Raw genomic sequence first — 25791 nt, 5'->3', positions numbered from 1 at the left:
ATACTGCTAAGAACTAGAACCAAGCTTCTGGTATGATTATGACATCGCCTGGGAGTATATCGATATTCTTTGTTATGTCACCATCTCTAATTAAATCGTCGATATTTAAAGAGTACGTAGTTTTATTATTATTTTCGACCCTAACTAACTTGGCACTATTGCCATCGGCAAATTCAGTCAACCCGCCAACGGCAATCATGAGGTCTAGTAACGTCATGTGCTCAGTATAGTTAACTGCGCTGGGATTAGTCGCCTCTCCAATGACTCGTACTTGCTCGCTCAAAGGGCCAGAGAAACTATTGACGCTAACTGTGACCCTCGGATTATTTATATAAACCGAAAGTTGTTCTTCAATCTCTCTTGCAAGCATAGTTGGCGTTCGACCAGCTACATCAATATCCTCGACCAACGATGTTGTTACCTTTCCGTCAGGTCTAACAATGAATTGACCAGAAACTTCAGGGTTCCGCCAAACAAAGATAGTTAGTGAATCCCCTGGCCCGATAAGATATTGATAGTCATTAACGTCTGTAGTGAGGGAAGGTCGTGTTGTCGCTTCTGGTAACGAAGAGGAACTATTACATCCAGTGATTAAAGTAATGATTATGCAGACTGTTGCGTTTCGTAACGAGCAGAAGCGGTTCATAAGAGATCATCCTACACTCAAATGGTTAAATTTTCACGTTGTGGCGAGTACCCTACGGTAATTATCACTATAATGCCAATAACAATTCTAGTCTATTAGAAAAAATCCCTTTATGATACGTAAGATAAAGTAGTTTTGGGAGGCCAGGGGTGGCAGTTAACAAGCGAAATCAGAATAAACGCTCGAATATTTTAGTTATAACGGAAGCGTTACTCATTGCTTATATTGGGTATATTACCCATTTCATATTGACGCAGATAGGATTATCTTTTGAAGTTCCTGTAGAGAAGCTTTTAGTTAATACCGGCTTATTGACAGTGTCAATTTTGTTATGTTCTTTATCTGTAGGTCTCTACGAAGCTAAGCTTCGTGAAACCTTTAGAGGAATAATACGCCGAATTTTTGTTAGTGTAGGGCTAAGCTACTTTTTAGTTGAAGTTGTCAGTCGAGTTTTGTTTGATGACTTACTAATGGATGGATATTTTCTACCCGCTTCAGTTTGCGCCATTATCATAACACTTGTTGTATTTAGGTACTTTACAAACCGACTAGGGTTACTTGGTCTGGGTAAAGTTAGGATTATAGTATTGGGCGCGGGTGAGCGTGCATCTATTATCGAAAAAAGAATGCGTCGCGATGTCGATCGCATAGGCTTCGAACTTGTAGGCTTTATCCCTATTCCGGGGGATAATAGAGAAGATGGGATACACAAGGAAAAGATTATCCATGTAAAAGTGGACGAGAATTTTCAAAAGTTCATAGCGGATAACGATATTGAAGAAATTGTTATAGCTTGTGATCAGCGTCGTGGTACTTTGCCTGTTGAAGTGCTCTTTGATTGCCGTTTACGAGGCGTTGAAGTAACTGAGTTGCTCGATTTTATGGAGCGAGAAACTGGCCAGATAGTTGTGAACCTCATGTATCCTAGTTGGGTCATTTACTCTAACGGTTTTAAAAGCCAAAACTACTTGAGGGACGCTTTAGACTATTCAGTTAATGCAATTCTAGCTTTCATCATATTTTTCTTTGTGTGGCCTGTAATGCTTGCTACCGCAATCATTATTTATCTTGACGATGGTCGACGGACTGGAGTATCCGTACTCTATAAGCAAGAGCGGGTTGGTCTTAATGGACAACTTTTCAAGATACTTAAATTTAGAAGTATGCGCCCCGATGCAGAAAAAGATGGTGCTAAGTGGGCGAGCAAAAATGATGATAGAGTCACTAGAATAGGTCATTTCATTCGAAAGTACCGAATAGATGAACTTCCTCAATTACTCAACGTATTCAAGGGCGAAATGTCATTCATTGGCCCCCGCCCAGAAAGGCCTCAGTTTGTGGAGCAACTAGTTCGTGAAGTGCCTTATTATAATCAACGTCACAATGTTAAACCTGGCCTAGCAGGGTGGGCTCAGCTCAATTACCCCTATGGCGCAAGCGTTGAAGACTCAATGGAGAAGTTGAAGTTTGACCTTTATTACGTAAAGCATCAGAGCCTGTTATTAGATATACTGATTTTGATAAGAACCGTCGAAATTGTGTTATTTGGAAAAGGAAGATAGTTTCCAGTTATAAAAAAGGGACAGGGTAGTATGTTGGCAAGGGGTTACTTAAAAAGCTTCAGCATCGCTTTAATCATTGCATTATTGTGGGCTGTAGTTAATTACCATGTGATGCAAACACTTTGGGTGCACGGTTTCGATGATGGTACATATTCACATGCTTATCTTGTACCCTTTATCATAGTCTACCTGCTGTATACATGCGCACAGACAGGAAAATTTGAATTACGTACTTCGGTTAATCGCTATTGGCTAATTTTTGGTTGTTTAATCGGCGCAATCTACATAGTTGCGCTCTTTTCGCAAATCAGCTTACTATACTGGTTTTTTTCATTAGCTCTGCTCATTGTCGTAGTCTTCCAAGTATTCACATTTAGTTGGTTTTTAGTTTTCCCACTCGTATATCTAATATTAATTTATCCTTTTTGGGGTGCGTTTGCTCCATTCTTTCAAGATCTCTCTGTTTTTGTAGTAACACTTATAATGTCTTTTACAGAGATTCCAGTTTTTGTAGAAAATGAGTTTGTTACAATTCCTGCGGGCGTTTTTGAAATTGCAAAGGGGTGCAGCGGTTTAAGATATATTATTGTATCGTTAGCCATCAGTTCGTTATATGTCTATTTGTATCTGCGGACAGTTAAAAGTGCGTTAATCTTCGTAACTGTCGCCTTATTCGGCGCTTTAGTAACGAACTGGGTCAGAATAGTTTGCCTTATTCTTATTGGGCACTACACCAACATGGAAAGCTCCCTAATGACTGACCACAATAATTTTGGTTGGTATATTTACATTCCAGTTGTCTTAGTTCAGTTTTACATTGGCGCAAGGTTGGAACGTTCAGAAGAGATATTAGGTCTTCTTAGCAAAAAGGTTGTAAAAATTAAACCAGCCGCATCTGTTTCTATCAATAAGCACGCGTTGATATGCTCTGTGGCAATTCTTTTTCTTGCTTCTTCAGTTTCTGTTAATCTTTACACAACAGCCTACACAAAAAATCATCACGCACAAGGATTCGGTTGTGAGTTAGCCGTTACAGATAATATTTTTACTGTTTATAACTTCGACTCTGTATGTGAATTGGTTAGCGATAAAGCTGAACAACGTCAATTTAAGTTTTTATATAGCGGAAGGTTACTCGATGGGAAAGCGAGTTACTACCTAAATACAGTTATACCTGAAACGCATCGACTGTTATCGGAACGTAATGATAAAGAATACAAGACTTTACTCACTAAAAATAATGTCGGCCAGACGTGGTTGTTAAAATATAACTATGAAATAGATGGGACGACGTACAGTACTCCCAAATTATTCAAATTTGCTCGTTTAAAAAATGCATTCAAAGGAAAAACAGAGCATTGGTTAAACGTTTCTATTGAGAAGTGCGAATTTACGTGCGTAAAGTCTTTTTCGAGTCAACTGGACGATTAAAACGTGCAATTAAAAATAATCCGCACAATAGCCGATTTTAAAAGTTTAAAAGAGCATTGGCAATCACTTGACAGAAAAGCGTGTAATAAGAGCATTTTCCTGAGTTTCGATTGGATTGATGCGTGGGTAACTTCGTTTTCTAGCAGTATATCTGCTATGGCCGTGGTCACTGTTTGGGAGGGCAATGAATTAGTTGGTTCACTGCCTTTGTATACTAAAAGTGGTGAATCTGAAGGTGTATTTTGGTTTCTAGGTAGCGGAGAACCAGAAATAGCTGAGGTATGTAGTGAGGGGCTAGATGTTTTACTTCTATCTCCATCAAAAGCAAAATATGGCCATCTATTTAAGAAGGCTTTTATAGAAATTGGTTTAAAGAAGTTAATTGTAAGCAACAGTTTTGAAGATAGTTTTCTGGCTAGACAACTTCAAGAAAGTGGCTTTTTTAAGACTAAACAATTTATAGGCAATCGTTATTTCATTCGAGCGCATGAGTCCAGTACTAAACTTGAAAAGAGAACGGCTCGTTATTCTAGAGCGGCAGAAAAATTAGGGGTTAGCTTCCACGTACCCAAAACGGTTGACGAATTAGACAGTTATTTCGGCGAATTAAAATCACTTCACAACTTGAGATGGCGCAAGAGTCAACCAATAACTATTTTTGATAATGATAAATTTTTTTCATTCCACTTGAAACTTGCAGAGGAATTGATCAAAAAAAATAGTCTTTCGTTAGTTTTGTTAAAAAAAGAAAATAAATCTATTGCTATCAATTATTCATTGGTATCAGGTAATGATCTGGTTTTTTATCAAAGTGGTGTTGATACATCGTTTAAACCTAATCTGTCTCCGGGAATGCTTCTGCATAGGTATCAGCTTGGACTAGCGCGCGAGCGTAAACTAGACAAATATGACTTTTTACTTTCTATGCCTCCCTCCTATAAAGAAAGCATTACGGAATACGCTAAACCCGTTTACTGCTCTATCTATTATAAAAGCTTTTCCGCGTTATTATTTGGTAGGGTTTCAATACTTGTCTCAAAACTAAAATATAGGCTATTTGTTAAAAATAAAGAGGTAAGTTTTGCAGGGTAATACATCTCACATTACGGCAGCAAATGGACAATCGCAGGCGGGCTTCGCTTTTTTTCTTCTTTGTGTATACACCATGCTGTTGCTAGCTCGACCTCATGAGTGGCCGGTATTTAACATAGAGTTTCCACTTTTAAGAACATTCTTAATCTTAACGTTTATGTTTTACTTATTTGGTCTCAAACCCAAGGTATGGAACGTACAGTGCACAATACTTATTTTATTACTTTTTTCGATGCTTCTCTCGGAGATTCGAGCGTACAGGTATTTTAGTGACTTAAGCAAATTAATTGAGTGGATTAATGCGAATATAATTCCTTTTATCCTATATTTTAGCTTGTTAACTACCGTAAGACGACAAAATATTATCTTTTTTATTTCGGTATCGGCCGCGCTCATAATGGTGCATCACGCTTATAGCCAAATTCAAAGCCCTATTGGACAGGGGTGGGCTGAGTCTGTTGTATATCGTTCCGACGGGGGGGCGAAGTCAATTCAAGCTAGGTTCGTCGGTAATTTTAATGATCCAAATGATATGGGGATGTTCCTAGTAATGAATATTCCCGTGGCAGTCTATTTTTTGCTGTCCAGTAAAAGCTTGTTTACTAAATTGTTTGCTCTAGCAACCGTATTTTTTCTTTGCCTTGGTATCTATTGGACCGGAAGTAGAGGTTCTTTGCTAGGTGCGCTCAGCGTTTTTTTCTGCTTGTTTTACATTAAGTTCGGTAAAGTAAAAGCTGTTATTTTAGCGTCAATCAGCGTACCTGTAGTCTTTCTTGCTATGGGAGCGTTCAGAAAAATAAGCAAAGAAGATGAAAGTGCTAGTCAGCGGCTGACTGCTTGGTACGAAGGCATTCAAATGCTCAAACATAGGCCGTTGTTTGGCTTTGGAAAAGAACGCTTCTTGGAATACCACTCTAAAGTTGCTCATAACACCTATGTGACAGTTATGTCGGAATTAGGCATTATCGGTTACACATTGTGGGCCATGTTTATGTTAATCGCGCTTCACATGCTATTAAGCGTTATGAAAGTGCAAGATGGCAAAGAGGGACACGAGGAGTTGCTTAAGAAAGAAAAGCATCTAAGCCAATATCTGCTTGTAGCTTTAATTGGTTATGCTGTAACGGCATTTTTCATAAGCAGAAGCTATATCATGGTGGTATATATTTTTGTCGCGATGGTCGCTGCCATGTTTTTTCGAGTGAGTAAGTTTACTTCGCTGTCTTTAACTTCTAAAGACCTCAAACGTATACTGTTGCTTTCGCTTTCAAGTCTTGGCTTTCTTTATGTCCTTATAAGAATTTTGCTTACTATTTAAGTTTTAAGAGATTAAACAAATTGAATGAATTAAAAGCTAGTGTCATCGTGGCGATGTTTAATGGCGAAGCAACCATTGAAAAAACATTAAATAGCTTATTGGCACAAAACTACAACAAATTTGAAATCATCGTGGTTGACGACGGTTCTACGGATTTATCAAGTAAAATAGTTGAAAAATATCTAAAAGAAGACAAAGTAAAATATGTCTATAAACAGAATGGTGGCGTCGCAGCGGCAAGGAATACTGGAATCGAGAATGCTGATGGCGACATCATTGGTTTTTGCGATCAAGATGACCTTTGGAAGCCTGAAAAGCTTACGGAGCAAATGAAAGTCTTTAATGATAATGCTCAGATTGGCGTTGTTTATAGCTGGATAGAAGTCGACAGAGAAGGGAAATTAAATGAAAGTCATCCGTGTTTTGAAGGCGATTGCTTTAAAGCCTTATTAATGCAGAATTTTATCTCTTGTTGCACAGGCATGGCAAGACGCGACTTACTTTTAGCGATAGGAGGCTTTGATGAGAGCAGAGAACTACATGGCGTAGATGACCGGCATGTTTGGCTTCGACTTGCAAAAGTCACGAACTTTGCAGTAGTCAAACAAGTTTTGGCTACTTATGTGATACACGGCGCGAACTATTCTCTCAATGAAGAGAAGATGCTAAAAGCTGACAAAGTATGTATTGAAAAAGTACTGCAAGATGAAACATTGAGCGCGGTAGAAAAAAGCTGGTGCTCTGAAGCTATGTTTAAAGTTTATCTTCATTACGCAAACAATTTTTTTTATATTAATGAAATAATAAATTGTGCACAGTGTCTATTAGATGCCTGGGGCATAAAAAAATATCGGCTGGACCTACTTATTGCTTCCTTGATATTAAGTGTTACACCCTCCTCATTTATTAAAGGGTTAAAGCGAGTAAAGCAGTTATTAAAGGGAGTTGCTAAATGAGTCAGAAAGCGATTGTCGTCGTCGGCATGCATCGAAGCGGGACTTCAGCGATATCAGGTCTTTTAGCAGAACTTGGTGTTTTTATGGGAAGCTCGCTATTTGCACCTCAAGAAGGGGTTAATGAAAAGGGCTTTTTTGAAAATTCACTTTTGGTAGACATAAATGACAGGCTTCTAGATGAAAGTTTGCTTTCCTGGGACCACCCCCTCGCTTTGACGCTAGCGGGGGAACAACAGCCTCATTTATCTGCCTACCAAAATGAAGCGAAACTTATAATAGAGAAAGATTATCGAGGAAAATTACTTTGGGGAATGAAAGACCCTCGAACTTCGTTACTTTTGCCTTTTTGGCTCAAAACATTTAAAGACTTAAACGTCTCTGCCAACTTCATACTAATGCTTCGACACCCCATGGAAGTCTTTGGTTCTTTAAAAAAACGAGATGGTTTCTCTTTACAAAAAGTAATGCACCTTTGGCTAAATTATACACTATCTAGTTATTTTGGTTCGCTACAACAACCTTCAGTCATTTTAAGGTATGAAGATTTATTAAATACCCCGGAAACTTGTGCAAAGAGAATTTTTGAGACTTTTTCGTTAGGCGAATTAGATAGTCTAGCTTCGCAAAGCTTCATTGATAAAAAACTTCAAAATCAGCACTCGATTAACGTGCCAAACGATAGACTGGTTAATTTGGCTATGACCGTTTATCTGGAATTAGGTAAATCGGTTATCGATCATAACGCTGTTGTTAAAGCCTCAGAAGAGTATCAAGCTCATTTGCATTCGTTGTCCAGTGTACTAGTAGAACATTTAAACGCGGTGAAAAAAGAAGAAGTCTATTTCAAACACCACTTTCTAAATGCTTATGAATCTATTTGGTGGAAATTAAGCTGGCCTTTGAAAAAAATTGAGTCTTTTTTTAGCCCTGGCAGGTATCGAGGTTAAAAAGTGGAGAAATTATTAATATCCGTAATAACATGCAAAAGGCCCGTATGGTTAGCAAGACTTCTAGATGCACTTCAAAATCAAAAGGTAGACGAAGACATAGGTGTATCAATTTTAGTAGTCGATAACGCAGCAGATACTGAAACTGAAAATGTGGTTAAACGCTACAACGATAGTCCTATAGATGTTGTCTACGAAGTTGAAAATAGACCTGGTATTGTGTTTGCTAGAAATAAGTGTATCGAGTTTGCAATAGGTGAAAGCTCAGATTACCTAATCTTTATCGATGACGATGAATGGCCTCAACAAAATTCGTGGGCTCAATCACTACTCAACGCGTGTAAAGAAGCTAATGCAGATATAGTTACGAGTCATGTTATTTCAGTTGATGAAGAGCTGAATCAAAATTGGGCGACAAAGGTTTTATACCCTCCTCCAAACTACATTAACGGCGAACACTTAAAGGTTTTTTATACTAATAATGTCTTGTTGACAAAGCGTGTTTTTCAAAAACTTCACCCTTGTTTTGATGTCCGATTTGCCATGACAGGAGCGAGTGATTATCACTTTTCTCTTCGAGCTAGAAAAGCTGGTTTTGTCACGGTTTACACGGACGCTCCTGTTATTGAAGAACTACCAGCATCAAGAACAAACGTTAAATGGTTTTGCAAAAGAGGTTTCCGCTCCGGGATTGGTTATACAAGATCGCATTTATTTGAAGAGAAAATAACCTTAGTAATTCTCAAATGCTTGGTTCTGGCAATCGTTAGGTTGCTAAGAGGCGGGGCTATGATTTTAAAATCTATATTTACGATGAATAAAGGTATCTACGTAGACGGGCTTTTCCGAATGAGCTCCGCTGTAGGCACAATTGTAGGCTTGTTCGGTGTGAAGCATAATGAATATAAACAGATTCATGGTCAGTGATGCTAGCTATTTAATGTGAGTTAACAGTTATGATTCTTTCTGCGTTAAAACTCGCCAGTCTACTAATATTTATAATAGGTGTAATACTGTGTTCGATACTGGCCTTCCAGCTTTCAGTATTAGATCAATTCTATTTTATCGACTTTATCCCAGACTATGTAGTCTTGTTTCTTTTTTTACCAGCCATAATTCTCATTAGTAAAAAAAGGCTTTATTTATTTCTTACTGGTTGTGTCTTTTTCGTTATGGGCTCTCCGTTTCAGATCAATATTACTCACAATTTAGTCGAAGAAGACAGTATTATTCATAATAGATTCAAAGTCGCATCGTTTAACGTAGCCCAAAGAGTTAATGCTGAAAAACTCTATCAATTTTTTGAGCAAAAAAAGTTAGATGTATTGTTTGTGCAAGAAGGGAGTTACGACATGTTTAAAGACGCTTCTCGATATAACTTGTACGGAGAATGTGTGAAGCGACTATGTGTTTTATCTAAATACGCTCTTACTCAGTTAGAAAGTTTAAATAGACGAGCGTTAGGAGGTTGGGGGCAATATGTTTCTCTCCATAAAATAAACGTGGGAGGAAACGTTGTTTTGCTGGCAAACGTGCATTTTGCATCGATTTCTAATTTTGGCTATCGCTTCAATACATTTGCAGGATTTCTATCAAAAATTTCGCTTTTTAAAGATACAAAAGCGATAGAATTCGGTTTAGTTAAAGCGCTGATAGAAAAATGGAGCGATGATGAAGTTATTGTTATTGCTGGGGATTTTAATTTAACCGATAGGAATCAGCAGTTTACGCAGTATTGGGGGGGATTTAGAAACGCCTTTAATGAAAGCGGCTTTGGCTATGGAACTACAAGAAAAAGCTGGTTTCTCTCGCCTCGTATAGATCATATTCTTTCCAGTAAGCGGCTTTCCCCTGTAGCTACATCGGTTTGGCGTGATATGGAAAGTGACCATTATCCTGTTGTTTCGACTTTACAATTCATAGGACAAACTGAGTGAGAAATGCAAAGTGCATTGTTTATGCTGATAGCAACTCTAACCATCTTCAGCAAGTTTATACAGGCTTGACTATGCTACATCGCCAAGGTGTACTTAACGTTGACATGAGGGTAAGTAAAGAAGCAAGAAAAACGAAAACGCCCTTTAGCGTACAAAGCAATATATTGCACCTTGAGTTAGAGAGGAAAAAACTCTGCTTTGACACTTCTGACAGTGCTTTAATCGATTCAGAGGCATTAGAACGCTGTGATTTTTTATTTAAACGTAGTTTTAACCCAAATAGTGACCAAGCCAACTATAGTAAATATGTGCTTCCATACGGCCTAAACTATCTAGTTTATGCGGACGGTTTTGACCGTTTCGCATTTAAACGATGTGCACTGTTTTATCACACGAAAGACTGGAAAAAAGAACTCATCAAGCAGGCCGATTTCTTAGGTAAGCTCCATTATAAAGTATCTACATCAGCGTTGTACTCTCGCCCAGTTCTAAGAGATAACCCTAAAATACTTTTTTTAGCTAGGTTATGGGACACCCATACAGATAGCTTTTTTACTGTTACCGAAGAGCAAAGGCTGCAACGAGAACAAATAAATAAACAAAGAGTTGAGTGTATAGCAATGTTGCAGGAAACATTTAAAGATAAATTTACCGGAGGGCTTATTGCTACTGACTTTGCTTTAAAAGAGAAGCCGAAGTTCGTACTAAAAAATACTGATTTAACAAGTAAAAAGAATTATATCAATACTGTTAAATCACACGATATTTGTATTGCTTCAACGGGGCTTCATGGTTCTATCGGGTGGAAATTCGGTGAATATATCGCAATGTCAAAAGCAATCGTTAGCGAAAAAAATGAAAACACAGTTAGAGGTTTAGAGCCTAACATTCATTTTCAAGAGTTTGACTCGGCTACAGATTGTGTTGAACGTGTCAAAGGGCTTGTGGAACACCGTGATGATAGATTTGAAATGATGAAGCAAAATCACCTTTTTTACGAATCACACTTGCGTCCGGACAAGCTATTGATGCGATGTTTTAGACAGGTCTTATAAAACGTCAAAAGCTGTTTTAGCAGTAATCTAAACCATTGGGCTTTATCATAATTAAGGCAAGATAACTAGGAAACAAATTTAGTGAGCAATATACCAAGAACCAACCACTTTATATGGATAAGATATCTTGCTGCGTTTTCAATTGTTTTTTCGCATTCAAAGCAATTTGATACAGCCCCTCAAACCTATATAGATGTCGTCTCAAAACTAACTTGGTTAGTTCCAGGTGTACCCATTTTGTTCTTTATAAGCGGCTTCCTAATTTCACTTAGCTCATCCAACAGTTCTACGCTAAGTGAATTTTTCGTAAAGAGAGTTTTAAGAGTTTATCCTCCGTTATGGGCCGCATTTGGTGTCAGCATAGTACTTATTTTCAGCTTAGGCATGGTGGATTTGACGGGGAATGACTGGCTCAAGTTTTTCGCGTGGTGTATAGGGCAGGTTACTGTAGTGTTTTTTTATCACCCAGAGTTCCTTAGTCATGTTGGAACTGGAGTTTTAAATGGGAGCCTCTGGGTAATTCCCGTTATACTTCAGTTTTACTTAGGGGTACCCTTATTAAGAAAGCTAGATGCATATTGGGTGAGTAAAGGCAAAAGCCATTTTGTATACTACTTATTACTTTGTTGTGCGTTGTTTAATATGGTGTTTCACTATGTGAATAACTTTAATCCCAATGTACTAACCAAGATTATTCACTTTCTTACACTTCTACCGTGGTTGTTCTTTTTTCTATTGGGTTACATATTTAGTCGCGACTACGATAAATTAAAAAAACTAACAAAATATGCGAGCCCTTGGCTGTTTTTACACCTATCTCTCTTTTTAAGCTTAGGAGCAATAGGCTTAAAGTGGGGAAGAAATGATATTAATCCTATTCTGTTTACTGTTTTAGCTTTTTTTATAATTAGTATAGCCTTTAAAGCTCCTTCCGGTTTTGCTTGGTTCATGCGCTTAGAAAAGGCTATTGCAAGAAACGACATATCCTTTGGCTTATTTGTTTATCAGATGGTTATCTTAAACACTATGATGTTTTTGGGTATATTTAGCGACAACTGGACTGCTAGATTGTTTACCTTTTTAATAGCTACAGTAGCGATATCTACGATAAGCCTACTGTTTCTAGAAAAGCCTATTAGGAATAGAAGGGACTGGTTCATTCAGATTTTTTCTAAAGAAAAAAAATAGAAGCTATTGGGCTTATGGAGTGCGGAGCCAAGGCCATTTTTCTAATACTGTAAATCTTTACTCAACTGATAATATAGCTATCAGTTGAGTCTTGTACAATATGAATATACCAGACTTCACTAGAAGGCACTAGCTTTTAACTACAGTATTGTCTAGTCGTAAGTAACATTATTTACTTTCTAGAAGCAGTTAAACCCAAGTTTAAAGAGAATGGATTGCTTCAATCGAATCTTTAATTTTTGATTCGGGAAACATTTTGTCGTTTAGCTCAATACAGTATTGTGAGGCGACATCCAACAGGAATCCTTTATCTAGCTTTTTAAGAATATTCAGTTTTTTCTTTGCTTTGAAGCTGTGTGATTGTTCAGTAATAATTCGAGACTCATTTATGTTCAAAAAATTACATAGCTTAGAATTTGAATTAGCTAGCTCCTTTGTTTTTAAGATTAGTAGTCTATTTGAGGGAACATTATTTAATACGTTGTTATTGTGCTCGCTCCAAAAGTCAAAATATGCGGCAAGTGGGTATAATCCAAGTTTTTCTAATGGCTCGTCGTATTTAGTGTAAGAAAAACCACGATCGTAATAGTTCCTTCTACCTAAATCATAGAGAGAGTTTTTCTTTTGTACATCTCTAGCAAGTTGATGATTAAACCAAGAGTCAATCCAAGATACACAGTCACGAATGGTCAAGACAAACTTTGCTTCTTCAAAGGTCTCGACAAGAAGCTGAGCAAACTGACCGTAATAGTGAGAAGAATCCATCTCGAGCCAGTTATATTTATCTCTCTGTTTCAACTCCTTTTTAATGTCTTGGTCTGACAGTAGTCCAGAGTTTCGCAGGTATATCATGGCAATAACGAAGGTGTCATTTATTTCGTGATAGGATCTAAAGTTATTTAGAATGTTGGCTATAGAGTGGGTACCTGATTTAGGCGTACCTAGGCAAAAAGCTTGAAAATTTCTCTTTTGTAAAACTCTTCGAAGTGGTGCTTTGTACTTTTGAGTGCGCGTGAGCCGAGAATATTTTTCAAATTCGCTTCTGCATACAACTACAGGGTCTAGTGTCATTTTTATCGTGTTCCTGAAAGCAAAAAGAGTGTTAAGAAACTATCTATATCTTACATAAAGCAGAGTTTTTTGTTAGCAAAAAATAGAGCAATGAATCGACAAGGCATTACCAAACACTTTTTCATTATAATTTTCTCTTTATTGTTGAAAACATTAAGCTCATTATTTCTTTTGGTATAAAAAAGTAAGCAAGTGTGGGGACAAAAAATGCATTGAAGATAATAGCAGAAAGAATCAACGAGGCCCATGTGGTAGGCAAAATAAGCTGCTCTCTCGCTACTAACCATAGTACAAAAAAAACAGACGCAGACACCGCGAAGCAGATATCAAGTTTTACTAATGCTATTTTGTTATGTCGTTTAAAGGCAATGCGGTAAAGTATGAAGTTTACCAAATATGATACCAATACGAAGGCTAAAGCGACGCCAATTACACCATAAATTTTTCCAAGAGCAATACTTAACAATATTGTAAATATTGAACCTATCAAGGAAGCATACATAAGGTTTTTATGATTGGCTTGTGCGATAAGAATATTTCTAAATATCATAGCATATGGCCGAACGAGTAAACCTAAGGCCATTATAGATATGAGAGCAGATGCTTCATTGAATGAGGGCCCCAGCCAAATTCTGATGAAAGGATCGCTGAAAACAATAAGATTTATAGCTAAAGTTAAGCAGCATAAGAAGCACATTCTCGCAATCGTATCTATGTGATTTTTAAGTTCTCCTCCACGAGCTACCAATTTAGTAAAATATGCTGAGAAAGATTGAAAGATAGAGTTGTTTAATGTTTCAGCATGGTTTATGAGGTTTTGTGCAACTCCAAATATTGCTACTGAATTAACAGTCATAATATTACTGATTAATATCGGAGCTGAGCGTTGGTTAATCATTTTGGCAAAAGCCATAATGATTATATACTTCGAAAAGTTAAATAGCTCAAGAAAGCCATTATAAGAAATGTATTTTCTTTTCAAACACCAGTAGGGATAAATTTTCCTAGCAGCGATAATCTTTAATAAATTTATAAAAATATCCGTAAAAACAGCACATAAGGCCATAGTAACAATACCAAAGTGCCTACCGACAAAATAAATTAAAGTAGATTTCACTATGACGTTTAACGTGGCGAGGGCGGCGTCAATATCTACCCTCAAGTGAGCAGCATATATCGCGTTAATAGGGTTCATGGAGAAATCAACAACTATTTTAACAGCAAAGATAGCAGCCACTTTTGTTAATAGCTGATCCATATCAGCTTCTAAACCGAGTAAGTGTGGGAATTGAAATACCAATAATGCAACGAAGGCTGATATAACTCCAAGTGATAAAAATAAAAATAGGGATGTAGTCAGGTATAGATTAGCGGTATCTCTATCACCTTTTTCTAAATACAAGGTAACAAACCGTTGAACAGCAGCGGGAAAGCCCAGTTCAATTATATTAAAAAATGCCAATACTGAGAGGATTAGAAGCCATAATCCATATCCTTCGTTACCAATACTTTCGATTATACTGGGGGTAAGAATTAGCATTGCTAAAACAGTGATGACTTTTTCAATAAGCGAGAATAGCCCTGAGGACAGTAGTCGTATTTTACTCAAAATTTATACCTAATTGTGTGGTTCACTATACGAACTTAGCAATGCCTACTTTTAAATACTTGACGCAATCTAGCTGCATTCTCTTTTGTCATTTTGAGTTCATCAGGTAGTCTTTTTTTACCTAATAGTGTTTTTTTAACGGTAAAACGAGATTCTATTACTTTAGGTCTGCTATAGCGCCCGTCCCAACAGTCGATTAACGCTCCAATATCTAGCGCAATACCGCCTTGTTGCTGTATTTCAGCACAATACCCCTTTCCTATAAGGCCTGCTGCTACTAAGTATGGCATTCCGTGATACTCTACGTTTATACTGTTTTTGATTCTTTCGAAATGTTCTGGATAGTGTGGAACAAAGTGTCCCACCTGTCTGGCCGACTTATCTGGGGTGATGTGTTCAGTGACTTTTATACTAAGGCACTCTCTAAGTTTTTGTGGTATGTCGGTCCTCGCAGTTATTACGCCAATATGGCCGGCACGTTCTAACAGATTAGTCATTGCCCCTGATAAAAAGTAATCAAAAGAAATCCACTGCGTACAAAACTGCTGCGTCTGAAACTTTCTATGCTTTAGCGTTTTGTAAAGTTTTGCGATTCTAACTGCATCGGCAAAACAAATATTTCTTTCTGTCTCTCTTAATCTAAATGATTTCTTGAAGGTGTCTAAAAATAATTCGGTGTTGTTACTACTGATAAGTGCGTCGTTAAATGAAACACCTAAAACATCATCTCTGACTCCGATAATATCTGCGGTATTTATTAGGTTTGATAGGTTTCTTTTTAAGTCATAGAGCTGGTTTAGAGAAGCTTGTTTGCCAACGTGCTCAGATAGGTACAAAGTATCGTGAATGGTACACTCTTCGTCAAAATCTAAAAGAGCTCCCTCACCATCTCCGAGCCTAATAAAGCTGAACGAGGACTTGTCTTCAAAGGCTTTATTGATAGCTGATTCAAACTGTTTAATAGTTAGTTGTTTAATATCTTTATAACTAGTCATTTTTTTCTAATAAGCCGCGTATCTGGTCCGCCGTATTGCTCCAAGTGAATTGTGAGATAGAAGAGCGTATAAATTCTGGATTCCAATGACGCTGTGTCAATTTATATATGGCTTCAACAATCCCCTGGCTATTCAAATCGTCAATGAATACGCCATTACTACAGTCGGTTACTACTTCCGGTATACCCCCAACTTTTGTAACTATGACAGGAGTTCCGGTTGCTAATGATTCCATCACAACATTTGGAACACCTTCCCTGTAACTAGGAAGTATTAACGCATCAGCGTTGTGTAAATAGGGCAATAGTTGATCGTGTGCTACCGAGCCAAGAATATTTATATTCTCATTTAGTTTGTTGACTTTCACTTCATTGCGTACTTTTTGTATTAGCTCCCCATCACCGATGATGTCTAAAACAATCGAAGTCACGTTTGTTTTCATTAGCGCCATAGCACCAATTAACTCTTCAATACCTTTAGTCTTAATCAACGAGCCAATAAAGAGTAACCGTATTTGTTGTTCTCGAAAAATGGGATGTGGGCGCAAAGAAAAAGTATTAAAATCCACACCGTTATAGACAACGCTTGTGTTTGTTTTTGGAGCGTGATTAGCTATCGCTTTAACTAAAGCAATGCTTTTTCCGGTCACTACATCCGCGTTGTTAAAAGCCCATCTCATTTGAGCTCTATGAAAAGGTTTTTCCATAAGGGCGTTAACATCACTGCCTAATGTTTCTATGATTAATTTTCCCTTGCTAACTTTTTTAAAGAAAGCCGCAGTGACACCTTCCGCATATGACCAACTTGCTATCACTCTATCAGCTTTGACTAGCCACATTAGAGGCTTTACCGATACGATTACTGAGATAAGCATCATTAGAGGGTGTAGTGAAGTTAGTACTTTGGGAACATATAGAAAAGGAAAAATACAGGTGTTATCAGGTACACGGTGTTTGTTTAAAACAATTTTTTTTAGCCAAACGAACCACGGCACTGGAATTAACTTTTTTATTTCATAATGTTCACTTAAAAACTTGGTCTCTTCTCCATTGTATGTAGCTCGTGTTGGCTGCCAAGGCAGAGGATGCAAGTTGGTGAAAAAAAGTAGAGATGGCTTTCCAGTCATGAGTAGAATTTCTGATAAATAGCTGAAACTGATTCGATAGAAAATTGCTTAGAAATAAATTGGTGTGCACTTTTTCCCATTTCTTTTAAAAGTTTACGATCTTCGTGTAATCTAAAAAGACATTTTTTCCATGTTGCCATGTCGTTAATTTCGTAAATAAACCCATTCTCACCATGTGAAATGACAGAGCTAATATTGCCGACATTGGTTGAAACTGCCGGTATGCCCCTAGCCATAGCCTCTACTAATGACATTGGAAGGCCCTCAGTAGTCGAATTAATTAGCAGCACATCTTCATTCTCATAGATAAAGTCTTCATCTAGCTGGCTCCCATGAAAAGTGATGAACTTTGATAATTTTAAACGCTCTACTTTATCTTCTAATTTGGCTCTTTCTGGGCCATCACCATATATATCTAAAAGAAACATTTCAAAAAGTTCATGTTTATTAAAAACATCAATAATTTGGGAGACGTTCTTGAGCGGAATGAGGCGGCAAACCATGCATAATCTTAGTTTGTTCTTATTTCCTATTTCAACGAATGAGCGGGGAACTACAACACCATTTTCTACTACAGAAACAAACTGTTCTGACCAGCTATACCTTTCCTTAATTCCTCGTTTGATAGGCTCTGAAACAGCAAAGATAGTATTTATATATACAGAACTTAGTTTATGCGCAAACTTCAGATACTTAAGAGGAGGTTCAACTTCACCATGAATTGTATAAATCACATTTTTTAGCATTAAAAGCAGAAACAGCGGAGTAAAGGCTCTAATTACGGCGGGAGAGTGAATATGTATCGTCGAGTATTTTAATAAAACAGAAATTGTTCTAAGCGATCTAACGAATACATTTCCATTTATATTAAAAACCTCTATACCAGCCTTCTCGATATCACTTTGAAATGCATCACTCGGTTTACCGAAGGAGAGTATCCCGATACTTAATTGCTGTGACTTTTGTTCAAGTGACAGGTTTTTAACGCATTTTTCTGCCCCCCCGACTTGGAGACTACTTACACAATGTAAAACTTTCATAATTAAAACCTTTTTGCATATCCGAATAGTTTCATTAAATCTTCATTCGATATGCCAGGTGCAATAGGGAACCTATGTAAATCGTAGGGCGAAGCTAAAGGCAGACGATTTATGCCAGGTTGGAAATTGAATGCTAATTCGTACCCATTATTTTTGAGGCCTATTATCACTTTTTCGTTATAAGTTGAGCGATTTCCAACAGGGTATGAAAAAGCCGTTATGTTTGTTTTAAGCTTCGATTCTAGTAGAGCTTTAGAGTGGCTTAGTTCGTAAAACAACTCATCTTCGGATAATTTTGTTAGTATATCGTGATTGTGAGAGTGAGCACCAATCTCCATTCCTTCTTCTAATAAATATCGAAGGTGGTCCCAATTCATAAATTCAGCTTCTGGATAGCTATGCTCGAAACCCAACTGTTTCTCTAATTGATATATTTGATTTTGAGCAGAAGTCTTACAACATTTTATTTGAGTAAGTACATCACGTATGAATATTTTTTCATTATAAGTATTTAAAACGGGTTTCTTCCAATTCGACAACTTAACATGTGCTGGACGATAAGTTTTAAGTAGGTAAGCAACTTTGTCCCACCACGGTACAGTGTTACTCCCTATCAACGCTGTCGCAATAAAAAAGCTAGCAGATATTTTATGCTTTTTGAGAACAGGTAGTGCGTTGGTGAAATTATCAATATAACCATCGTCGAAGGTAACGCACATTAGGCGCTCTTCGATAGGTTGATTTAAACTGAGTAAATTATTTAGTTCAGCAATACTAATAATTCTAAAGTTATTCTTGAAAAAGGTTATATGCTCATCGAGTTCTTTAGTTGTACAAGAAAACACGCAAGGATCGAAAGATGTATCGTCACTATTTCCTATTCGATGAAAATTAACGCTGTATAGACCTGCAGGGCGATTGTTCCAAAAGTAGTGGTCAAGCCCTAACCAGCTACCTATTTTCCTTTTTATACGCGACATTAGCGGTCTCAAAGCCGTTTAAAAGAAGGAGCGCCGAGGATATAGTTTCTATACGAGTTTGGGTTGCCTTCTTCCCCAGCTTCAGCTGCCTTTATGATGTTATACATTTCTCTAGCAGAAACGTAATGTAGTGCGTAATTCTTTCCATCGTTATATTTAGAGGTTAAATGTCGATGCATTTCCTTCACAGGCTCGCCAAGTAATGTCTCCATATCTCCATCCTGAGCTCCGTGGGTGTGTACTTTTATAAATATCCATTCAGGTTTTCCTTCGACATGAATAGCTTGATCGACCCACAAATCAACGCGATTGGGTGTCGGAGGAAACGTTTTTCTAACATCTGAGTTTTCGATTTGAGGGAAAATTCCTTTCTTTCGCACTTTCCAATTTAAACCCAAAATTCCTTGGATAAGCAGTAGGTCTCCCCAAGCCTTGCCACCTTTTACAATAGGTCGTCCGGTTTCATAAGACTTCGGTTTCTCTGGATCGTCTTTCGCATAGTAAATGGTATTTAACATAGCGGGTTGCGATTCATCAGGGGATGGAAACGTGAAATCGGCGTAACACCCGGTTTCTCGAAGTACAATAAGCTCATCGTTTACACCGCACCATTTTCCTTCAGGGTGAGAGTTATCTAACACCCAGTTTCCATGTATAAAAGCGTAAACGGGTTTGCCTGTCTCAGGGTCAACACTTAATGCGTTATGTTCTTCGTGGAGGCATTGGGCGAAGCCTGAGAGGGTTTTTCTTAAGTTATCGCTAGTATCATCCTCGTGATGTAGGTGTATTTCTATCTCGCCAAAACCCTTAGCGCATAAATCGGAAATTTTATCTAAATGCTCTTTTCGATACTCTTCTTCCGGAAAGAAAAAGCTGTGCTTTGGATGGTTTCCATCAGCATCTCGAAACTGCGAGGCCATTTTGGGGTAATCAACCATCCATCGGTCCACACGTTGTCGCTCCAATTCAATGTTATCTTTATTTTTCCACTGAGGCTCATAGTGGTCTACAAAGCAAAACATGACATGCTGCGTACCACTTACAGTAGGCTTTTGTGTAAACTGGCTTTTCGTGTAATTCCAAAGCCAACTCTGCATTTTCTTTTTCTTTACAATGGCAATGAATGCTACCGAGAGTAATACTAAAAGTGCTAGTGTAAGCGCGATCATCTAGATGTCCTTTGCCATGTCGCTGATAGATTAGAGGATAGAAACTTAATGTAACCTCTGAAAAGGGATATATTCATTGATACAAAAAATGTTATTAGACTAATAATGTTTCCAACTATTGGAACGTTTTTAAATATTCTCAACTCACCTAGCATCCAGAACGAATAAAATGCTAGCTGTCCAAATAACATTACCGTATACAGATAATCAGTGTGCCACAAGAGTACAATGTTGAGAAGCAAGGTAACTATCATTAAATGAGGAACAAACCAGCGAATTACCTTATGGCTTAAATAAGAAAACCAGCGCCACTTATAGCGCGGATTAAGCAACCATGTTAAGCGGGACAATGATTGATAATTGCCAGCGCCTATGCGAATGCGTCTACCTGCTTCTTCCTTCAGGGTCGGTGCGATCTCTTCTGTCGCCAACGCCTCTTTATTATAGATAATTTGATATTTTCTTTTGGCTACGTTCATCACAATGCAGAAATCATCTATTATTGTGTTGTCCGGTAATGGTTCGTAAAGCGAGGTTCTAATTGCGTAAATCCCACCGTTAGCACCAAGAAGAGCATCAATTTTTGATTCGTGTTTTTTCAAAAATTGTTCATATTTCCAATAAATGCCATCTTTATTGTCGCCTGAAAAAGCGTCCACAAGGTTAAGCTCGCCACATACGGCACCAACTTTTACATTTTCAAAAGGTGAAACCAAGTTTAGTACAGCATCAGTTGCAAACATGGTATTAGCATCAGAGAATACGGTTATGTCACTTTTAACACGCTCAAGCAAATCGTTGAGTACATTGATTTTTCCTCGGTTTTCTTCAAAACAAAAAACGCAAAGACGTGGATCGCGAAAACTGCTAATTATACAGTCGGTTTTGTCTGAGCTACCGTCTGAGGCAATGAAAAATTGTATTTTTTCATGGGGGTAATCAAGTGATAACAGGTTCTCTATGCGCTCACCTATACAGCTTTCTTCATTATACGCGGATATCACGACTGACACCGCAGGTAATTCATTATCCTCAGTAATCACGTTTTTCTTAACTTGCTCGCGTTTAGAAAATGCTCTGCTGAAAGAATATAGTACAACTGGATATAATAAGTAGCTGTAAAGAATGAGGAAGATGGCCAACCAAAATAAGAATTCTATGTACGTCATGATATTTTTCTAGCTTTTGCTGGTATTCCCAACGCTGTGGTATTTGACGGAATATCCTTTACTACCACTGCGTTAGCGCCAACTTTCACATTATTGCCTATATTAATTCCGCCAAATGCTTTGGCTCCAGCTCCAAAAAAAATATCATCGTTGAGTATCGGTGATTTGCCTTTTTCGTCTCCAATCACTACACCACTTTCGAGAGTAATGTTTTTGCCACCAATAACTTTTGAATTAATGACAACCCCAATAGGGTGCATGATAACAAAACCTGGACCAAATTCAGCTTTAACACCAATCATACAACCGTTATAAACTCTGTTCAGGTGTTGTAGAAGTAGAGCAATTGGGGCTAAGGGCTTAGATTTAGAACAGCGAAAAGCTAGTCTATACAATATGTTAGCGCTAGTGCCATCTGTTATGCAAGCTCTTAGTAATGATATTTCAGAGCCATCTTCTAAAAAGATCTGCTGTTTCCTTTTTAGATCAGACTTAATTAGGCGGATGGTGTTATACATTTAAACGTATTACTCTTCTAGGAATGCTACTAGTATTACTTCAAGTAATTTACTTAAGCTGGTTGTAGATACTGCTCCCCGCTAGCTTAAAGTCTATAGGGGAGCATAAATATTACGTAGTATAAACTAGTCTACAAGCTAGTTGATAAAAGATCCTTCATACGTCTATAGTCGTTTTGCTGCTTTCGAGTATTTGGAGTAAGCAATTTAAGTGCCTTGTCTGCAGAAACAACTTCGCCTATGTCATAAAGAATCTTGATATATATTAGGCCAATTTCAAAGCTTTCACGGTTCTCAGAATACAGCGATTCAGCAAGTCTAAGGGCTTCTTCATTTTCAGCATTGGCAACTAAGCTTTTTAAATAGGTATCAAGAACTGATATTTCACTAGGCGCATCTTTGTATGCCCTTTTTGAAAGCTCTAGTGCTCTTGCGTTCTCTCCCATTTTTAACAAAAGCCAAGCTTGATTGTTGAGTGAGCCAACGGTTGCCAGTTGATTATCATCAAGGTACTCATAATGTCGCAATGCTTCAGTCGGAGAGTGGTTAAATAAAAGCTCAGCTAAGCGCATTCTTACAGCACTGTCTTTTGGGTAAAGCTCCAAATGTTGTAGCGCAAAATTTTCTGCTAACTTTCTCTGATTACTGGCGTAATAACTTTGCATCAAATACAGCGCGATCTCTGTAGAATTATTTAGTTTGTAGGCGTCTAGGAAGTACACGCTAGCTTGTTTATAGTCTTTATCCAGAGCAAACGTTTGACCTTTGAGCTTTTTCCACAAAGGTTTTTTCTTAGTTGAATAAGAACAAGAGTTTAAAGTGCTGATAGCGTCGGTCAATCGTTCTAACTTTAATAAATACCTTGTTTTCAATAGACTGAGGTTATCTGACTCTTCTTCAGGAAGCGTAGTTTTTGTTTCTTCTATAGAAAGCAACGCAAATTGTGGATCGTTATTTAGGTCTGCTAATGTAAGTGCTCTAATAAGGTACTCTTTCGATACTCCCAGACTAGATTTCCATTCAAATAAAGCATTTTTAGCCTTGTCGTATTGTTTTAACGATAAATGTAGAACGGTTTTTAGTTCGTATACAGCTCTACTCTCCACCTCTTTATTACTTGATTCTTTCTGCCACCGTTCAACAGTTGCTATTGCGTCTTCAAACATATCTGCTGAAGCCTGAGCAAACGCTAAGTCTAAAGTTGGTGCTAAGTGCTTATGCCCGTGATTGTCGTTGTAGACAGATGTGAGAAATTCAACATTTCCTACTAATTCTTTTCTACTATTTGAACTATTGATAAGTAATTCTACAGCCCATGGCGAATAAAACTCCTTAGTTATAACCCTTTTCAAAAGACTATGAGAAGCTAGTTTATCTCCCTGTTTCAACAACGTAACGGCTCGATATGAATTGATAAGGGGATGGTCTGGTGATATTGCTTCTACTTTACTAATAGTTTCGTTGACTTCTTTCTCATTTCCTAACTTTGCTAACGTCGCTACTTTGAGTAACAGCAACTCTACACTGTTAGGATCATCAAGCAGCCATTCATCTAAATACTTAAGTGCGGTTTCTTCGTCGTCATCTGATAACAGTGTTGTAATCAGTATTGCTTTTTGCTGAATATCCTGCGACGCTTGTGAAAAGGAAGATTCTAAAGAAAAGGTGTCGACTCGCCCTGTAGATTTGAGGAAACTATCTAAAGCGAATTTGACATTACCATCATTAAACTCTCTACTTTTCATTGAATTCAGCAACTCATTTGCTTGCTTTTTCTTACCATCTTCGTCAAGTTTAGAAGCTAAACTGAGTAGTAGAGGGAGGGTGGTATCATTTACTTGAAGCTCCTTCGAAGAATTGTATGCCTCAATTGGTTCCGCAACCATGAGTTTAGTAGCAGTGACATATCGATATATTGGATGTGAGCGTGGAATCCGATCCTCTATTTTTTTGAAGTGATTATACGCTTTTTCAAAATTGCCTAACTGATAGCTTACTAATGCTGCTGTCAATCTAGCTTCAAAAGATTCGATACCTCTAGACAAAGCGATATCTATCTCTTGTTCTGCCAGTAAGTAATTACCTAACTTGAAGTTACCACTGGCCTTTATAAGCATTGCAATTGGATTATCTTTATTAGCTTTGAGAATTAGATTGGCAAAATACTCGGCTTCTTCTAGCGATTGAGATTTATAATATGAAATTGCGGCTAAAACTATAACTCTTGTGTCATTGGGCCTCACTTTGTGTAAACCATCAAGAACCGCAGACGCAAAATTGAATTCATTAATAGAAAAGTAAAACTTCGAAGCAATGTATCGCTGAACGTAGGAGCTTTGGTCCAACGGTAATGTATTCAGAAAAGACCTCAGCTCTTTAGTTTTACCTTTCCTTAAAAGGGGATACATATCTTTATATATTTTAGTTTGAAGGTTTGAAGAGGAGGCGTAGCCTGCTAAAACTAATAAATCGTTTGCTAAACTAGCTTCTTCAGATATTGGTTCAAGCGTCTTTGCAAATTCTTGAAGAGTGACAAAGTTTTCAGAAAGGAAATAGATTTCCAAGACCGTTTTGTTCTCATGACTAGGCCGCTCCAATTTAACGAAGTCTAAAAATCTATTTATTTCTTTTTCAGCGAAGTCATATTTACCTTGATATAAATAAGCTTTTGCTAAGAGATATCTATATTTAGCGCTTTCAGGTGATGATGCAACAGCGTTTCGAAGTTGGACAATAGATGTTGACAATTCGGAATAGGTGGACTCTGAGGATAGAGAATCGAAAGAGTTTTTTTCGCTGTTCGGCGAACAGGCACAAAGACTGAAAAAAGTGATGGTCAAAAAAATGTTTTTCATATTCTACCCTGAATATTAATCTGAATAACTCGAGTTTAAAGACTATCCTTAGCAATAACCACTTTTCATTTTAATGTTAATCAAAAAAGCGACCTATTGGTCGCTTTTTATTTTGTAATTTTCACGATTTATTAATGTGAACTTCTGAATCTACGAAAACCGCCTAAACCAATTAGGCCCAGCCCCATAACAGCGATAGTTGCTGGTGCAGAAACCTCAATTTCAAGGTTACCACTAGGAAGCGTAGTCGTTCTAGTAAGGAAAACTTCATTGTCGAAATCATCCAAGTCTATACCTAAGGAAGTAAGAACATCGTCGTTGAAGTCGGTCGGCGAATAGCCATTATCCGCAGGCGCTTGTTCAGCATTGGTAATTTCTGCTGTAATCAAAGCACCGTATTGGCTTGGATCATTATTGGCAACAATTTCTGCTAGATCCGAGTCACCATTAAATGAAGGATCCATAAAGAAAAGGTCTGAAAGTACCGATTCAATCTCGGCGAATAACGTTAAATTAATACCGCCTCCGTCGTTAAACGTACTGCCGGTTAGTGAAAGCGAAAGAGCAGGAACAGAATCGCCGTCCGTAGACACGTCATCATCGAAGTACATATTGAAGTAACCGCCTACGAAGTTGGCTACCAAGGCGTCACCGTCGTCAAACTCGCCGTTAGCAACTCCGTTATCAATTACACTAGCATAGCCCCATAATTCGTAATCGAACGTTAGGTTCCATGAGTCGGTAAAGAACTCGCTAGAACCAGTATCAGGGTTTAAGAAGCCCACTTCACCTTCTGCACTGTCAAAAACTAGGGTTCCGTTTTGAATGCCATCACCTTCAAGGTCAAGATATGCAGAGGTAGGTGTTATGTTGTTAAACGTAAACATGTCGAAAGTATATGTAAAGCCGTCGGCATCACCGAATGGAACGCCGCTATCATTGTCGCCAGGGTTCATAAATAGCGGTGATGCCCCCGCCGTTGCCGTGCATCCTGCAAAAACTACAGCAGTAAAAATTTTTGTAAGCTTGTTCATGTCGCCTCCGTATGAACTATACATTTATTAGTACACTTAATAGAAAGCTTAAAATGTGCCAACTATTTAAGCTTCTGAATAACAATGCTTTTT

At 37.8% G+C, this 25791-nt stretch carries 22 protein-coding genes; 10 read left to right on the top strand and 12 right to left on the bottom strand.

Annotated features, from left to right (window positions below):
- Positions 1-13 precede the first annotated feature (13 nt).
- Positions 14-646: an XrtA/PEP-CTERM system exopolysaccharide export protein gene (locus tag IW644_RS09945; RefSeq protein ID WP_269917465.1), complete on the bottom strand. Its 633-nt coding sequence runs from the start codon at positions 644-646 to the stop codon at positions 14-16.
- Between the two features lie 149 nt (positions 647-795).
- Here IW644_RS09945 and IW644_RS09940 point away from each other — a divergent pair, with 149 nt between their 5' ends.
- The 10 genes from IW644_RS09940 to IW644_RS09895 all read left to right on the top strand — a co-directional run bounded on the left by IW644_RS09940 (position 796) and on the right by IW644_RS09895 (position 12132).
- The gene (locus IW644_RS09940; protein WP_269917464.1) at positions 796-2208 is read left to right on the top strand and encodes a TIGR03013 family XrtA/PEP-CTERM system glycosyltransferase; all 1413 of its coding nucleotides are present in this window, start codon (positions 796-798) and stop codon (positions 2206-2208) included.
- A gap of 30 nt (positions 2209-2238) precedes the next feature.
- Positions 2239-3639, top strand: coding sequence for an exosortase (xrt, locus tag IW644_RS09935; RefSeq protein WP_269917463.1), 1401 nt, complete (start codon positions 2239-2241; stop codon positions 3637-3639).
- Between the two features lie 3 nt (positions 3640-3642).
- Positions 3643-4731 (top strand): GNAT family N-acetyltransferase, encoded by a 1089-nt coding sequence (locus tag IW644_RS09930; RefSeq protein ID WP_269917462.1) that lies wholly within the window; start codon positions 3643-3645, stop codon positions 4729-4731.
- A 397-nt stretch (positions 4732-5128) separates the two neighbouring features.
- The gene (locus IW644_RS09925; RefSeq protein ID WP_269917461.1) at positions 5129-6049 is read left to right on the top strand and encodes an O-antigen ligase family protein; all 921 of its coding nucleotides are present in this window, start codon (positions 5129-5131) and stop codon (positions 6047-6049) included.
- Positions 6050-6069: 20 nt separating this feature from the next.
- A complete protein-coding gene (locus IW644_RS09920; protein WP_269917460.1) occupies positions 6070-7005 on the top strand; it encodes a glycosyltransferase family 2 protein in 936 nt (311 codons plus the stop codon).
- Positions 7002-7952, top strand: coding sequence for a sulfotransferase family protein (locus IW644_RS09915; RefSeq protein WP_269917459.1), 951 nt, complete (start codon positions 7002-7004; stop codon positions 7950-7952). The genes IW644_RS09920 and IW644_RS09915 overlap by 4 nt, the downstream gene beginning before the upstream one ends.
- A gap of 3 nt (positions 7953-7955) precedes the next feature.
- Positions 7956-8879, top strand: a complete 924-nt coding sequence (locus IW644_RS09910; protein ID WP_269917458.1) for a glycosyltransferase family 2 protein — start codon at positions 7956-7958, stop codon at positions 8877-8879.
- 29 nt (positions 8880-8908) lie between these two features.
- A complete protein-coding gene (locus IW644_RS09905) occupies positions 8909-9889 on the top strand; it encodes an endonuclease/exonuclease/phosphatase family protein (RefSeq protein ID WP_269917457.1) in 981 nt (326 codons plus the stop codon).
- Entirely contained in the window at positions 9886-10944 is a 1059-nt protein-coding gene (locus IW644_RS09900; RefSeq protein ID WP_269917456.1) for a hypothetical protein, read from the top strand. The genes IW644_RS09905 and IW644_RS09900 overlap by 4 nt, the downstream gene beginning before the upstream one ends.
- Positions 10945-11025: 81 nt before the next feature.
- On the top strand, positions 11026-12132 hold the full coding sequence (locus IW644_RS09895) for an acyltransferase family protein (RefSeq protein WP_269917455.1): 1107 nt from the start codon (positions 11026-11028) through the stop codon (positions 12130-12132).
- A gap of 201 nt (positions 12133-12333) precedes the next feature.
- Here the strand turns inward: IW644_RS09895 and IW644_RS09890 are convergent, their stop codons facing one another.
- From IW644_RS09890 to IW644_RS09840, 11 genes are all read right to left on the bottom strand, one after another.
- The gene (locus IW644_RS09890; RefSeq protein WP_269917454.1) at positions 12334-13203 is read right to left on the bottom strand and encodes a sulfotransferase; all 870 of its coding nucleotides are present in this window, start codon (positions 13201-13203) and stop codon (positions 12334-12336) included.
- 124 nt (positions 13204-13327) lie between these two features.
- Positions 13328-14812, bottom strand: a complete 1485-nt coding sequence (locus IW644_RS09885; protein ID WP_269917453.1) for an oligosaccharide flippase family protein — start codon at positions 14810-14812, stop codon at positions 13328-13330.
- A gap of 35 nt (positions 14813-14847) precedes the next feature.
- Positions 14848-15807: a GT-D fold domain-containing protein gene (locus tag IW644_RS09880; protein WP_269917452.1), complete on the bottom strand. Its 960-nt coding sequence runs from the start codon at positions 15805-15807 to the stop codon at positions 14848-14850.
- Positions 15800-16933, bottom strand: coding sequence for a glycosyltransferase (locus IW644_RS09875; protein WP_269917451.1), 1134 nt, complete (start codon positions 16931-16933; stop codon positions 15800-15802). The genes IW644_RS09880 and IW644_RS09875 overlap by 8 nt, the downstream gene beginning before the upstream one ends.
- Positions 16930-17973, bottom strand: a complete 1044-nt coding sequence (locus tag IW644_RS09870; RefSeq protein WP_269917450.1) for a glycosyltransferase family 4 protein — start codon at positions 17971-17973, stop codon at positions 16930-16932. The genes IW644_RS09875 and IW644_RS09870 overlap by 4 nt, the downstream gene beginning before the upstream one ends.
- Positions 17974-17975: 2 nt before the next feature.
- A complete protein-coding gene (locus IW644_RS09865; protein WP_269917449.1) occupies positions 17976-18953 on the bottom strand; it encodes a polysaccharide deacetylase family protein in 978 nt (325 codons plus the stop codon).
- An 8-nt stretch (positions 18954-18961) separates the two neighbouring features.
- Positions 18962-20122, bottom strand: coding sequence for a hypothetical protein (locus tag IW644_RS09860; RefSeq protein WP_269917448.1), 1161 nt, complete (start codon positions 20120-20122; stop codon positions 18962-18964).
- Entirely contained in the window at positions 20119-21291 is a 1173-nt protein-coding gene (locus IW644_RS09855; protein ID WP_269917447.1) for a glycosyltransferase family 2 protein, read from the bottom strand. The genes IW644_RS09860 and IW644_RS09855 overlap by 4 nt, the downstream gene beginning before the upstream one ends.
- On the bottom strand, positions 21288-21809 hold the full coding sequence (locus IW644_RS09850) for a serine O-acetyltransferase (protein ID WP_269917446.1): 522 nt from the start codon (positions 21807-21809) through the stop codon (positions 21288-21290). The genes IW644_RS09855 and IW644_RS09850 overlap by 4 nt, the downstream gene beginning before the upstream one ends.
- A gap of 131 nt (positions 21810-21940) precedes the next feature.
- Entirely contained in the window at positions 21941-24664 is a 2724-nt protein-coding gene (locus tag IW644_RS09845) for a hypothetical protein (protein ID WP_269917445.1), read from the bottom strand.
- 131 nt (positions 24665-24795) lie between these two features.
- A complete protein-coding gene (locus tag IW644_RS09840; RefSeq protein ID WP_269917444.1) occupies positions 24796-25698 on the bottom strand; it encodes a hypothetical protein in 903 nt (300 codons plus the stop codon).
- Positions 25699-25791: the final 93 nt, after the last annotated feature.

This window comes from Alteromonas sp. PRIM-21 (assembly GCF_027563165.1).
GTDB classification, from domain to species: domain Bacteria; phylum Pseudomonadota; class Gammaproteobacteria; order Enterobacterales; family Alteromonadaceae; genus Alteromonas; species Alteromonas macleodii_A.
Note: the sequence above shows the minus strand (reverse complement) of the source record. Positions and strands in the feature narration are given on the sequence as shown.